At 37.1% G+C, this 14193-nt stretch carries 14 protein-coding genes and 1 other annotated feature; of the genes, 3 read left to right on the top strand and 11 right to left on the bottom strand.

Annotated elements, in window-relative coordinates; genetic code table 11:
• Positions 1-38: 38 nt before the first annotated feature.
• From NYQ66_RS06840 to NYQ66_RS06830, 3 genes are all read right to left on the bottom strand, one after another.
• A complete protein-coding gene (locus NYQ66_RS06840) occupies positions 39-659 on the bottom strand; it encodes a superoxide dismutase (RefSeq protein ID WP_259868210.1) in 621 nt (206 codons plus the stop codon).
• 27 nt (positions 660-686) lie between these two features.
• Complete coding sequence (locus NYQ66_RS06835) at positions 687-1256, bottom strand: NADPH-dependent FMN reductase (protein WP_259868208.1); 570 nt, start codon at positions 1254-1256, stop codon at positions 687-689.
• Between the two features lie 77 nt (positions 1257-1333).
• Complete coding sequence (locus NYQ66_RS06830; RefSeq protein ID WP_259868206.1) at positions 1334-2392, bottom strand: LLM class flavin-dependent oxidoreductase; 1059 nt, start codon at positions 2390-2392, stop codon at positions 1334-1336.
• A gap of 220 nt (positions 2393-2612) precedes the next feature.
• Here NYQ66_RS06830 and NYQ66_RS06825 point away from each other — a divergent pair, with 220 nt between their 5' ends.
• Both NYQ66_RS06825 and NYQ66_RS06820 read left to right on the top strand, forming a co-directional pair.
• Positions 2613-2960, top strand: a complete 348-nt coding sequence (locus NYQ66_RS06825; RefSeq protein WP_259868204.1) for a winged helix-turn-helix transcriptional regulator — start codon at positions 2613-2615, stop codon at positions 2958-2960.
• Positions 2961-3153: 193 nt separating this feature from the next.
• Positions 3154-3894 (top strand): DsbA family oxidoreductase, encoded by a 741-nt coding sequence (locus tag NYQ66_RS06820; RefSeq protein WP_259868202.1) that lies wholly within the window; start codon positions 3154-3156, stop codon positions 3892-3894.
• Positions 3895-4213: 319 nt separating this feature from the next.
• Here NYQ66_RS06820 and NYQ66_RS06815 read toward each other — a convergent pair whose 3' ends face one another.
• From NYQ66_RS06815 to NYQ66_RS06805, 3 genes are all read right to left on the bottom strand, one after another.
• Positions 4214-4837: a CPBP family intramembrane glutamic endopeptidase gene (locus NYQ66_RS06815; RefSeq protein ID WP_259868200.1), complete on the bottom strand. Its 624-nt coding sequence runs from the start codon at positions 4835-4837 to the stop codon at positions 4214-4216.
• A gap of 33 nt (positions 4838-4870) precedes the next feature.
• Positions 4871-5422: a hypothetical protein gene (locus NYQ66_RS06810; protein ID WP_259868198.1), complete on the bottom strand. Its 552-nt coding sequence runs from the start codon at positions 5420-5422 to the stop codon at positions 4871-4873.
• Positions 5423-5677: 255 nt separating this feature from the next.
• Positions 5678-6226: a GNAT family N-acetyltransferase gene (locus NYQ66_RS06805; RefSeq protein ID WP_259868196.1), complete on the bottom strand. Its 549-nt coding sequence runs from the start codon at positions 6224-6226 to the stop codon at positions 5678-5680.
• A 245-nt stretch (positions 6227-6471) separates the two neighbouring features.
• Between NYQ66_RS06805 and NYQ66_RS06800 the strand changes: the two genes are divergently transcribed.
• Positions 6472-7068, top strand: coding sequence for a cupin domain-containing protein (locus tag NYQ66_RS06800; protein ID WP_259868194.1), 597 nt, complete (start codon positions 6472-6474; stop codon positions 7066-7068).
• A 144-nt stretch (positions 7069-7212) separates the two neighbouring features.
• Here the strand turns inward: NYQ66_RS06800 and argS are convergent, their stop codons facing one another.
• The 5 genes from argS to NYQ66_RS06775 all read right to left on the bottom strand — a co-directional run bounded on the left by argS (position 7213) and on the right by NYQ66_RS06775 (position 13884).
• Positions 7213-8922, bottom strand: a complete 1710-nt coding sequence (gene argS / locus NYQ66_RS06795) for an arginine--tRNA ligase (protein ID WP_272480062.1) — start codon at positions 8920-8922, stop codon at positions 7213-7215.
• 50 nt (positions 8923-8972) lie between these two features.
• Positions 8973-9223 (bottom strand) — a binding site (T-box leader).
• A gap of 116 nt (positions 9224-9339) precedes the next feature.
• A complete protein-coding gene (locus NYQ66_RS06790; RefSeq protein ID WP_259868193.1) occupies positions 9340-10341 on the bottom strand; it encodes a D-alanyl-D-alanine carboxypeptidase family protein in 1002 nt (333 codons plus the stop codon).
• A 205-nt stretch (positions 10342-10546) separates the two neighbouring features.
• Complete coding sequence (gene glsA, locus NYQ66_RS06785) at positions 10547-11476, bottom strand: glutaminase A (protein WP_259868192.1); 930 nt, start codon at positions 11474-11476, stop codon at positions 10547-10549.
• 375 nt (positions 11477-11851) lie between these two features.
• Positions 11852-13018: an IS91 family transposase gene (locus NYQ66_RS06780; RefSeq protein WP_456151316.1), complete on the bottom strand. Its 1167-nt coding sequence runs from the start codon at positions 13016-13018 to the stop codon at positions 11852-11854.
• Positions 13015-13884 (bottom strand): tyrosine-type recombinase/integrase, encoded by an 870-nt coding sequence (locus NYQ66_RS06775; protein WP_259867933.1) that lies wholly within the window; start codon positions 13882-13884, stop codon positions 13015-13017. Before NYQ66_RS06775 ends, NYQ66_RS06780 begins: the two co-directional genes overlap by 4 nt.
• Between the last annotated feature and the right edge of the window lie 309 nt (positions 13885-14193).

The raw sequence follows: 14193 nt of genomic DNA, 5'->3' as shown, positions 1-14193 counted from the left end.
AAGGTACCACAAATGGCACCTTATTCGTTAAATGACGCTTATTTTATTAATAATTCATATTTTTCCGCTACAGTATCCCAGTTAATAATATTGAAAAAGTTCTCGATATAATCAGGTCTTCTGTTTTGATAGTTTAAGTAATAAGCATGTTCCCAAACATCCAGACCGAGAATCGCAGTTTTACCTTCCATGATTGGGTTATCTTGATTCGGTGTACTCGTTACTTCTAACTTTCCGTTTTGATTTACGACTAACCACGCCCAACCAGAACCAAAACGCGTAGTAGCTGCATCTGCAAATTTTTGTTCAAATGTACTAATGCTACCAAAAGCTTCACCAATTGCATCGGCTAATTTTCCACTAGGAGCAGATTGTTCTTTCCCTGGTGCAATTACTTCCCAGAAAAGCGTGTGGTTTACATGTCCCCCACCGTTGTTTCTGATCGCCGTTCTCACATCTTCAGGTAGAGCGTCAAGGTTAGATAACATTTCTTCTAAGGATTTCCCTGTTAGTTCGGCTTTTCCTTCTATAGCAGCGTTAAGTTTTGTCACATACGTTTGGTGGTGTTTTCCATGATGGATTTCCATCGTTTTTTGATCGATATATGGTTCTAATGCGTTAAAGTCATATGCTAGTTTTGGTAATTCAAATGTTGTCATCGTTCTGTTCCTCCAAATTGTCTTTATTTAAAAATCGTATGCTGCTTCTTTTTCTTCTCGGATTTTCGCATAGGTTTCCGTTAACACAACCGTATCTTCTGCTAAGCGTTCAATCCGAAATTTTACATCATCACTGGTAATTTCTTTTCTGTAAAAGTCTTTTTCTTCAATAAATACATAGGTTTGGACCATTTGTGCTTTCATGTAAGCCAAGATTGGCTTTAACTGTTGTTCGGCGATGAGGTAATGCTTCGCTGATCCTGCAGTCACTAGCATGCTTACTACTTTATCTCGAAAGGCATTTACCGGTAATAAGTCAAAAATGTTCTTAAGTGTCGCAGGAATAGAAGCTTGAAAAATAGGTGTACCAATAATAATGGCGTCTGCTTCCATGATTGCTTTTGTTACATAACCCGTATCGCCTTCATATTCTAAATAATTTCTTCCATCACTAAATTGGACATCGTATTCAGCTAAGTCAATTAAAGTAACGTCTGCTGTATCTGCATATTTTTCTTGGAGTGCTTCCACCGTATAATTCATAGCCGTTCTCGTTTTCGACCCAACATTAGAGCCTGATAATGCAACGATTTTCATCTGTTGTTCACTCCTTCTTACTTCGCTATATTTGATAAAGCAAAATGGCGGGACAAGGGATCTGTCCCCGCATCCCACTATTTTTTTGCAGTGTATTTTTTAATAGCTGGTAGTATTTCTGTTCCGATTATCTCAATGTTTTTTTGTAGTCTTTCAAAAGGTACGCCACCAAAGTCAATTTGCGCGATATAACGTTGGTGTCCATAGACTTCATGTTGATATAAAATCTTCTCAATAATTTCTTGTGGACTACCAATGTTCATCACATTATGTGGATCAATGCCTTGTGCGAAATGTTGTTTTGGAAATCCTTGGCCATTTGTTCTCTTCATCCCTTCATTGATATGCGGATACATATCTTTCAATGCTTGCTGAGAAGTTTCTGCTGCATAAAAGAATCCAGCTGTTGCTACTGGGAATTCAGTTGGATCAAAACCTCTACTCTGCAAAGCATCACGATAGGAATCAATCGTACGTTTAAACACAGAGACTGGTCCGCCCAAGTGAGCCATCATCATCGGCACACCAGCGTATCCAGCTCGAATAGCACTCGCCGGAGATCCTCCAACCGCACGCCATATTGGTAATTTTCCTTTTTGAGGACGAGGAAGAACTTTTGCATTTCTTAACGGTGCACGGTACTCGCCACTCCAATTCACTACTTCTTCTTCATTAATTTGACGTAGCAAGTCAAACTTTTCTTCATATAGCTCTTCATAATCACGAAGATCGTAGCCTAATAATTCGAATAATCCAACTCTTGATGCTCGACCAGCGATGAGTTCAGCACGCCCTTTAGAGATTAAGTCTACAGTAGCAAAATTCTCATATACACGAACCGGGTCCGATGTACTAATGATTGTAGAAGAGCTCGCAATTTTAATATTTTTTGTCGCTTGTGCAATTGCCGCAAGCACAACCGCATGTGCTTGTGTTGCAAAAAATTCCTGGTGGCTTTCACCAACACTAAAAAAATCAATACCAGCTTGGTCGGCTAGTTTAGCATATTCAATAATCTCTTGAATTCTTTCTTCCGCTGAAATTCGCTCTCCCGTTACCGGATTTGGTAAGTGGTCTCCTAATGTGTAGATTCCAAATTCCAATCCTTCACTTGGATTAATACCGTATTTTTCCATTTTCATCACCTTTCTATCTTTCTATGTTGATTTGCTCGCAGACATGTTTTTGTATATTGTTCCCGAGCCATTTATTTGTTTACATTTATTTGATTCCAAATATTAGTTTATCTTTTAACATCCCCTACGTCATGTTATTATGGATGATAGTTAATAATAATGGAAGTACGCACTTTTATGTAATATAGTATCAAAAAGGATACTATTAGGAGGAATACAAATGGCAATTGAACCGGAATTATGCAAAGTTGAAGATGCTTTAGGTATCCTAGTAGGAAAATGGAAGCCTATTATTTTATTACACCTCTTTAAAAAAGGTACACAACGCTTCAGTGAGCTTAAACGTAATGTACCAGGAATTACGCAAAAAATGCTAACAAAACAACTTCGTGAGTTAGAAGATGAAGATATTATTGAGAGAGTCGTCTACCCACAAGTACCACCAAAAGTAGAATATTCAATCACTGAGTATGGAAAAAGCTTAGAACCAATCCTTCATGCCATGCACGAATGGGGAACCAAACACACCATACACAAACAACAAAAACTAAAAGAACAAAACATGTAATGGAATGGAAACAAGGGGACGGTTCTTGCGTTTCCATTTAGTATGAGGTACCGCTTAAGTTGTCTTTTGGAACAGGGGGCAGTTCTCGTACGCAGGAGAACCGTCCCCTTGTTTCCTCCTGAGCATCTTCTTACAAGTTTTGACTGTTTTGGTGCTACAATAACTGTAATCTTTCATGATTGAGGTGCTATATATGTTAAAAATAGAAGTATGGTCAGACTTTGTTTGTCCGTTTTGTTATATAGGAAAAAGACGTTTAGAGATGGCAATTGAGGAGTTCGCTCATAAAGATCAAGTTGAAATTCAGTATAAAAGCTTTGAGTTAGATTCGAATGCTCCTGCACACACCGATCAACATATTTATGACGCTTTAGCTACTAAATTTAATACGAATACTGCGCAAGTAAAGGAAATGAATAAAGGGTTAATCGAACAAGCTGCAGAGATCGGATTAATTTATAACTACGATGAGATGAAACCGACGAACACCTTTGATGCGCATCGCTTAGCTAAATATGCAGAAACCATTGGTAAGGATAAAGTGTTAACTGAGCATTTACTTCACGCTTATTTTACTGATTCAAGAAACGTTGGGGATATCGAAATACTTGCAGCAATTGCTGAAGAATCAGGGATTGATCGCGATAAGGCATTTGAAGTGTTAAACGATTCATCTTCATTTGCAAATGAAGTGCGAAATGATCAAAAAACTGCTCAAGATATTGGTGTAACGGGAGTTCCTTATTTTGTAATCAATAAAAAATATGCGTTTTCAGGTGCGCAACCGTTAGAGACATTTAAAAGTGCACTTGACCAAGTCTGGGAACAAGAAAATCCAAAACCGCAATTTATGGACTTGTCTGGTGATGATAGCGGCGCAGTATGCACAGATGATAGCTGTTTAGTACCACCAACACAAAATGAGAATAAGTAAGTGTAGTAAAGAGTCGGAAGCAAATGCTCCCGACTCTTCTTTAAAATTGATGATCTCTGATAAAACAACAACCACATCCGTTTCTTACAATTCTGATAACATGCAGAAAAGGAAAAATAACGAAATTGATTATAATCATTAGAGATAAAAAATTAGCAAGACAATGGACAAAAAGTGAACAATATGTGGAATAATCCAGCCCAATTTAGCCCCTACCCTATTTCCTTAAAAGAGGAGAAGTATGCCTAAAATGGAAACAGGGGGACGGTTCTTATGTTTCCATTTTAGGCATTTGGAAACATAAGAACCGTCCCTCTGTTTACGAAAAGTAGAAGAATAGATATGCTATATAAAAGTTCCAAAGGGCATGTGACAAAATAGCAGGTATAATGGATTTTGTTTTATATGTAAGAAGAGATAATAGTATTCCGGACAGTAAAGTAACAATCCAGTAACTTGGATGAAAGAGTGCAAATAATATAGAAGTTAAAGAAATAGCCCATATTGGTTTCATCAACTTCAATAACGAAAACAATAGGACTCCCCGAAAGAATAGTTCTTCCCAAATGGGGTTGAGTATAGTTGCATGGATGATCGCTAACGTGTCTTGTTGTTGAAAAAGTCCATGTTTATAAAAATAAATAAGTCGTTTATCTAACAGGATTTCATAATTTACGCAAAGCATTAACAATACATACGGTAATAATAGTGAAAGGACAATATAGAAATAAGTAGCGGGTTGTTTTAACACGTTGAAATTAATTAATGATTTAATTATTTGTCTAGGAGTATGAAAACTACATGTTAAAATCACAAAGCATATAAACCATAATTCCGCTCTGAAATTACCAAGTGGAGAATCTATTTTGGATAGATTACTTATAAAGAAACCTAAGATTACTAAAGATAAAAAATAAAAAAAAGTTGCCCATATTTTTTTCACTCGCTGTCCCCCTATTAGCATTCTCTAAATCTATCATTCATATTTTATATAATCCAAATACGTTTCAATCCAGTCGTCACTCCATACGGTATAGGATTTACCTGGATGGACTTCTTCAAATGTTTTACCATCTAAAGAAAATTGCGGATTCCCCGCTACACTTCTATTTAATCCTGGGGCAGATGTCCCACCAATGACATCCCCATCCACAACAAGAAGCGTTACATGCGTTTCCCCTACTGATTTTAGAGTTTCATCATATTCCGATACCCAATCATCTAATGGATGATTCTCAACGACAAATTGTTTCACCTCTATTTTTTCTCCTTTGTAATCTTTAAGCTCTTGCTCTTGAACTAGCCACATTCTCTTAACGATGGTACCCGCCAACATAGGTTTCTTCTCGTCAGAAACATCCTCCTCTACAAGCGTAAAAGAAGATACAGCAGGACTTTCTATTGTGGTAATTACCTCGTAACCTTGTTCCGCTAGGTATTTCTCTGCGATATCTTGTGTTTTCTCTTCACTACATCCAATTACGATAAAAACTAGTAATAGAATAAGAATGGTTTTTGTTAGATTCATTACAAATCTCCTTTGCAAGTGGAATCTCATTTATTTTGGCACTTTCTATCGTTCACTGTGAACGCAAGAACCGTCCCTCTGTTTCCACTAAAAGCATCATAATAAGAAATTTTAATTGATTTTATGCCTAATCCCTCCCATACCCAAACTTAATTATATCTTAACATAAATTCCCAATTCGTATCCCATTGACCATGAAAAAAAGACCGGTTAAACGGTCTATAATAGATGTAATGATGTAAATACAAATAATGATTACGTTTTATGAAAGCGTCCCATTACTATTGTATGATAGTAGTTTCCATCCGAAAGTAGTTTATCTTTTTTTAATACTCCCTCCACTTCAAAACCAAACTGCTTGTACATCGTGATTGCCTTCGCATTCGTTTCTAATACTTGTAATGTCATTTTTGTAATTCCAACAGTTTCCACCCAGTGAATGGATTCCTTTAGCAGATTTCTCCCTATCGCATGTCCCCAGTAATCCTTTAATACACAAACGCCGAACTCTACTTTATGTGCTGTTCTTTTTAAAGCATTTCCTTCACACCTAGAAAATCCTACGATTCGTCCCTTTACTTCTACAACTAAAAAAAGGTTACAATTCTTTTCTCTATCACTCTTAATGATCTGCTTGAAGCCAGACTCATCAATATAAGCTTCTCCTCGTTCTCTATCCATATTTTCTGTTTCTCCATCGATCTGTAATCTGACATCAGATAGCTGTTTAGCGTCAAATTCGTTTGCTGTTCTTATCATGTAGGTTAAATCGTGAATAGTATAATTTTTATTAATTACTTTCATAAATTTCCTTCCTTTATACGGATATTTTCTCGGTCAGGTGGAAACAGAGGGACGGTTCTTCTGTTTCCATTTACACTGAAACGAAACTTCCTTTCATTTCTTTCAATGCGGATATTGGTTTTTAACCTTATGAATAAATGAGAATCTCTTACAAGTGGTTTTTCCACAATTTCCTTCTCTCATTTACACAGAAATAAATATCACTGCATATATTGACTATAAATTAGGAAAGAGGCGAATGACCTATGACAGAAATGGATTACACATCTCCATCCACGCAATACTTCTTTGATATGAATAAAAGCCCATTGTTTATTAAAAATCAACAAAACCTTATTAATGTATTAGGAAAAAAACAACTAAACACATTGGAGAACACATCACTTCTTGATATATTTCTAAGTAAAAGTAATGTTGTTGAACCACACTACCATCAAAATGCTGCTGAATTAGTCTATTGCATTGCAGGATCAGCGATTGTATCGATATTAAATCCGTTCACGAAACAAATATTAAATTTCCACATCACACCAGGGCAAGTAGCAAATGTACCAAAAGGATGGTGGCATTATGAAGTAGCGACAACTGACCACACTCACCTGTTAGCTATCTTTGATGCTCCAAATCCAGAAGTAATATTAGGTTCTGACCTTTTAAAATTCACACCTTCCAATATCATGGCACATACGTATTGTATAAATGAGGAAGAGTGGAAGAACGTCACAGCGCCAGTGAAGCCAAACACATATATTGGGCCTTATAAGGATTGTGAAAAATCACATCATAAACCATATAATCCACAACAAACGTATCAACAGTATCCATATTATCCCTCCTATTGATAGGAGGGATAATAGATTAATCGTTCTTATGTTTCCACTTTTACCGAAGGAACTAGCTTCTTTTTTTGTTCTGCGGAATTTATCAGAAAGGTTGTTAAAACAAGCTACATATTGGAAACATAAGAACTGTCCCCCTGTTTCCTATTACATCTTCTCTGGGGCTTTTAGGCCTAGTAGTCGTAATCCTTCTTTTAATACGATGGTGGTTGCTTCTACTAATTGGAGTCTGGATCCTAATTGGTTGTCTTCTTCTAAGATTCTTACGGTTGCGTAGTACTTGTTAAATGCTTGAGCGAGATCGATCGTGTATTTGGCAATTTGAGAAGGATCAAACTGGTGATAGGCATGTGTGATTACCTCTTCAAACTTCATCAAAAGCGAAAGAACTGTCCAGGCCTTATCGTCTTGAAACGCTTGATAAGACTGCTCAACAATTTCTACTTGGTTCATTCCTTTTCGTAAAATAGAGCATGCCCGAGCGTACGTGTATTGAATATATGGTCCAGTCTCGCCTTCAAATGTTAGCATCGATTCGAGTGAGAATTCGATATCATTTTGACGATAATTTTTCAGATCGTGGAAAATGACTGCGCCAACCCCTACACTTTTGGCCACTTCTTCTTTATTCTCCAGTTCATGGTTACGACTTTCAATATTCTCGGTTGCAAGCTCGATCGCTTCTTTTAGCACTTCTTCAAGAAGGACTATTTTTCCTTTTCTTGTCGACATTTTTTTACCGTCTTTTAGCATCATGCCGAAAGAAATATGGTGCATATCAGCAGCCCATGTATATCCCATTTTCTTTAACACTTCAAACACTTGTTTAAAATGTAATGACTGTTCTCCACCTACAACGTACAATGCTTTGGCGAAACTGTATTCCTTTTTCCGGTATAAAGCTGCAGCTAAATCTCTTGTAGCATACAATGTTGCACCGTCTGATTTTTTAATGAGGCAAGGAGGATGATTGAATTCATCTAAACCCACTACCATGGCACCATCCGATTCAGAAAGTAGGTGCTTCTCTTCCAATTCATTCACAACCGGCTCCATCTTATCGTTGTAAAAAGCTTCCCCTTGAAACGAGTCAAATTCAACTCCAAGCAATTGATAAATCCGTTGAAAGTCTACTAAAGACACTTCCCGGAACCATTTCCATAACGCAAGCGCTTCTTGGTTTCCGTCCTCTAATTGTTTAAACCAATAGCGTCCCTGTACTTCTAGTTCTGGATTTACTTCCGCTTCTTCATGAAAATGAATGTATAATGCTAGTAGCTCTTTTATTGGCTCAGCCTTTACCTTTTCTTCTTCCCCCCACTGCTTATAAGCGGTTATTAGCTTACCAAATTGAGTTCCCCAATCACCTAAATGATTGATTTTCACTGGAGTATAGCCACACTTTTGCATAATATTAGCTAATGCATTTCCGATCACTGTGGAACGCAAGTGACCCATGGAGAAAGGTTTGGCAATGTTTGGAGATGACAAGTCAATCGTTATTTGCTCTCCATTACCAAGGCTAGGACTACCATAAGCCTCTCTTTCATTTAAAATTTCTTCAACGATTGCTTTTCCTGTAAATGTCTTATCGAGATACACGTTAACATAAGGACCGACTGCTTCCACACGTTCGATGAGACCACTCTCCATATTGGCAGAAAGATCATTCGCAATCTGATTTGGTGCTTTTTTCAAAGTCTTTGCTAATACAAAACATGGAAAAGCATAATCACCCATCGATTGCTGTGGTGGTACTTCTAATGTCTTCGTTATCTCCTGCTTCGATAACGATTTCACATCATTTTTAACTAATGCTTCATGGATCGATAAAGCAACCATTTGTTTATACTCCATAATAATATTCGCCCCTTTTGCATAATAAAAAACCCCCGTCTCTAAGAAATCTTAGAGACGAGGATTGAACTCGCGGTACCACTCTATTTGCTTATTTCTGCGATACACATAGGATATGCGCTTAAACACACGAAAAATAAGCCGGCTCGAATCAATAACGGGTTTTACCCGAGTTTATCTACTCTTACTTCGATAAACCTTCTCAGAAGTGCGCTTCATCATTGCCTCCGTACCAGTCTTCCACCAACACTGGCTCGCTTTACGAGAAAACAATCACTACTCTCTTCATCATCAAATTAGCTATTAAATATTACAGGATATTATACACATAGCTCCTGGAAAAAGCAATGGAAACATGGGGACGGTTCTTTCGTTTCCAAAAATGGAAACGAAAGAACCGTCCCCATGTTTCCGTCTTCACTCCAATTCGTTAAATGCGGATTCGTAGAGGTGTTTTGTTTGTGAAAAGCGTTCGGTTATCGAGGATGTACCCATTACTACTGATATTAGACGGTGATCTTCACGTTCCACCGTACCCGCAAAGCAATATCCCGCTTCATTGGTGAAACCTGTTTTCAGTCCATCCACGCCTTGAAACCCAAGACCTTGTTCATTTACCTCTGGTAGCATCCAATTTGTATTTTTATGTATCACACCATCAAGTGTATAACTAGAGGCATCAACCACGTCTAGGATTTCAGGATATTGTTCGATTACATGTCTAGCTAAAGATGCAACATCCTGTGCGGACATTCTATTCGTATCCGATCGTGTTCCAACCGAAACAAATTCACCAAGGTCTATATTATCCAATCCAGTACTGTTTACAAACCTTGTGTTAGTAAGACCTAGATTTTCGGCTTTTTCATTCATTTCTGCAACAAAGTCTCCTTCTGTTCCCGCTACCACTTCCGCTAAAGCGATCGATGCACCGTTGGCAGAGTGAATTACCATTGAGTGAAATAATTCCTCAACAGTGTACGCTTGTCCTTGTTGTAAATGAACGGATGCAAAGCCCGGCTGATTCGAAATAGTAGAAGCATACGCACTTATTTCTACTGTTTGATCCCAACTAATGTCTCCTGCTTGGATTGCTTCCAAAACCAAAAGCTCTGTCATCATCTTGGACATACTAGCAACAGGCAAGGATTCATCCTTGTTCCTTTCAAATAATATATCCCCATCGATTGTTATCAAAATAACGGAGCTCGCTTCGATCTCGACCTCTTCAGGTAGCTTCTTAAACTTTGTGCGCATTGGGATATCTGGATTTTTTGTTATCCGTGTATATTGTGCTCCAGAAACATTGCCAACTGTAAAAACAGGGTCAGGTTGTGCATAGAAATTCGAAATATACAGGCCACTACCTGCAATTAGTACAAGTACTAAAACAACTATTATTCGTTTTATAAGTATCATTCTGTCCTCCAAAACGCATGTGAGATTGTGTTGTCATTATACAACATTTAAGAGTTGTACAGTTTAGTGACTAACAAAAAAAAGCGCCAGAGTTACTCTGGCAGCGAAATCTTATATTTTTTTGTAACAGTGTCTGTCCTATCTTACTACTAATATGGAGAGGAGTAAGGCGGATATATATATTTTCTAAGATAAGCATTTTCATTTAAAACATACTTAGCTTATAATTGTTCGACAACATCTCCAACAACTTTATTCCTGCAATACTATTTCCTTTATCATCTAATGCCGGACCAAAAATACCAATGCCGAATCTTCCGGGCACTGCACCCATAATTCCACCTGCCACACCACTTTTAGCAGGAATCCCTATTTTAATGGCGAATTCACCAGAAGCATTATACATCCCACACGTGACCATAAATGTTTTGCATATGCGAGCATACTCTTTAGGAATAATCTGTTTTCCTGAATCAGGATCGATCCCATCCATCGCAAAAACTAACCCTATTCTTGCTAGATGTAAACAGTTCATTTCAATCGCACATTGTTTCGTATAGATGTCGATTAGTTCTTCTACATCCTCATCGATTATGTCATGTTGCTTTAAAAAATAACATAATGCTCTGTTGAGGTCCGCTGTCTCTACTTCCGAACGGGCAACTTCTTTATTAAAGCTTATAGAAGTATCATCGGCAAGCTCTTGAACAAAGCCCAATAGACGATCAAATCTGTCAGACACAGTAGCTCCTTTAAGCATATGAGTAACCACCAATGCGCCTGCATTTATCATTGGGTTTAAGGGCTTGGCCGGGATCATCGATTCTAATTTCGCAATTGAATTAAAAGGATCTCCCGTTGGTTCCATTCCAACATGATCAAATACATATTCTGATCCTTGATCGATTAATACCAGTGCCAAGCTAATCACCTTTGAAACACTTTGAAGCGTAAACTTCTTCTCCACATCCCCTGCAGAAATACAAAGTCCATCAGGATAGTTGATCGCAATGGATAAATTACTTGGATTACCCTTTCTTAGTGCAGGAATGTAATCCGCGACTTTTCCATTACTCGTAAAAGATTTCGCTTCTTTTACAAGTGCATTTAATTCTTCATTTGTTTTACATAGCATACATCATCACCCGACCATAGTATGAACCAATAAAACATAATTCATGAAATGGAAACAAGGGGACGGTTCTTTTAGGGAACAATCGGAAGTTTGCGAAAAAAGAAGGCACATTTAGCTATTTAAGCTATCTGTGCCTTTGTACTATCTCGTATTACCACTATCCGCAAATTTTTGATTGTCCCAGAAGGACGAAGTCGCTTCCTTCTCTTCCTATGGGGATTCAATCCTCCCCAACCTCATTTTTGATCTTTTATTTATCAGTTTTTTTAACTGTTATCTATGTTTTTTCTTAAAAACATAGATAACAGTTAAAAATGGGTGTACTTTCCCCCTCCCCATTTAAGAGGCTTTTAAAAAAGCATTTAATTCTACCGATCACGGTATCTTATATGATGGAAACGGCGGTATCTTAAATGAATGAACGCTTTCTAGATGACCTTTTTTACACGAAGGACACAAAGTCATATCCTTATTTAATATTTTTCCAAGGACTTCAATTTTACTTAACCCTTCATATAACGGTTTATAGCTAGGGCTCTTTGTTAGTCTTCGACAACGTTCCAACTTCGTTTTTCTATTTCGATTTGCTAATAAACCATAATGCCTTACTTTCACAAATCGTGTCGGTAATACATGCATTAAAAAACGCCGAATAAATTCTACTTTGGTCATCTTTACTTGCTTTCTCTTATTGTTATTCTTATAGTCTTTTACACCGATGGTCACTGTATCATAACCTTGTGAAAGGATACGTTTATTCGAAATGGCAATTCTGTGCGTGTATAATCCAAGGTACTTCATCACAGCTAAAGGACCTGAAAATGTTCTTTTGGTATAACTATACCAATTCAGTTCATAACAGCTATCTAGTAATTGTTGAAACTGACTTCTAGATTGATATTTTGTTGTTTCAGTAAAGAACTTTAATTTCTTTTGGTTGTAATATTGTTTGAGATAATAGAGAAATTTCCCTCTAAATTGCTTTGATAAAACTTTCACAGGAATAAAGAATTTTTTACTCGTTTCCTTCCAACGGTTATCTTTTGTCAGGCCTCCGGCCAAGACTATGGTATGAATGTGAGGATGATAGTGTAAATTCTGGCCCCAAGTATGCAAGACAGATAAAAAGCCAATTTGGGCACCTAAATATTTATCGTCCCATGCGAGTTCGTTCAAAGTTTCTGCCACTGCTTTGTACATTAATTTATAAAGTAGTTTTTGATTGTGATAGATCAACATGTGTAATTGTTCGGGTATCGTAAACACGACGTGAAAATAGGGTGCGTTTAAAATATCTTTGCTTCTTTGATCCACCCAAATCTCTTTATCAACTCCTTGACATTGCGGACAGTGACGATTTCGACAAGAATTATAGCTAAGTTTTGAATCACCACATGAATCACACTCATGCCTGTGACCTCCTAAAGCATCTGTTTTACAATTTTTAATGGCCGTGGCTGCTTTTGCCTGTTCTATGGATACTTTATGAGTTACTCTAAAGTAATCGTAGTTATCAACGAATAAACTTTGTATAGTCATCAATTTTTACCTCTAGGCTGGTCCAATGGACTTTTGATCCCCATTAAACTTTTAGAAGTCATGTGTAAATAAGCAACTGTCGTTGCCACTCTTTTATGACCTAACATATGTTGTATATGCACAGGATCAATTCCGTCTTCGAGAGAGTGTGTCGCAAAACAATGCCGTAAGGTATGTGCTGAAATTGCTGTATCGAGATTTAATCTTTCTCTAATTTTAAGAAAGGTATTTTGTATGCTTTTAACCGTAATATGATTCTCTTGCTTTTGTCCCTTGAAGAGCCAATCATTTTTAGAAAAGGATCGATGATGATAGGCTTTGAAATACTCTCGCAGGACAAGAAGACTAGCTTCAGACAAAATGGTATAACGGTTCGTATCGTGTTTTGTTTTCTGCACACGAACTCGCATTCCTTGACTATCTATATCACTAATTTTTAGTCGTGCAACTTCACTAACGCGCAATCCACTACCATAGATTAAGGCGAGAATCGCCTTATGTTTTAAATTATTGGTACCCTCTAAAAGTGCATATACTTGCTCTCTAGGTGGAATAACAGGGAAGCTCTTGCCTCTTCTCATTCTAGGTACCTTTATTGGATTCCAGGTTTTCTCTAGTACATACGTGTAAAAAAACTTAATAGATGAAATACAATTATTTATTGTCCCTGGTGAAAGTTTTCTATCTCTTTTTAAGTGAAGGATATACCCCTGAATATCTTCAAAAGCAACTTCATCAATTTCTATCTCTAATACTACTTCCACATAGAATAAAAAATCGTTTATTCTTCTTCTCATAGATTTTCTTGTGGATTCTGGTGAGTTCTTAAGCTCAAAGAATAGTTCGATCTGTCGTTTATATTTTTCCATTATAAAAGCCCTCCGATTTGTTAGTTGATTTTTAAACAAACCGGAAGGTGGGTGGTCCACGATTAAGTGGAGTAAAATATTGGTTATGTAATTTTGTTGTTTTTCGTGTTAGAATAAATTTCATAGAAGTATGCTCTCTCTTTTTTATTGTTTGGTTTGGCGATTAAACAATATCACAGAAAGCATACTTTTTCTTTATGTTCTTAATGGTTTTCTTCCCTTAATAACCCTCTATCTGTATTTTTTTCCTCTTTACATAATAACGCTCTATCCCATAGCCATCGCGGGACGCGATTTCGTTCTTCTTGT

The sequence above is a fragment of the Aquibacillus koreensis genome, assembly GCF_025154055.1.
GTDB classification, from domain to species: domain Bacteria; phylum Bacillota; class Bacilli; order Bacillales; family Amphibacillaceae; genus Aquibacillus_C; species Aquibacillus_C koreensis.
Note: the sequence above shows the minus strand (reverse complement) of the source record. Positions and strands in the feature narration are given on the sequence as shown.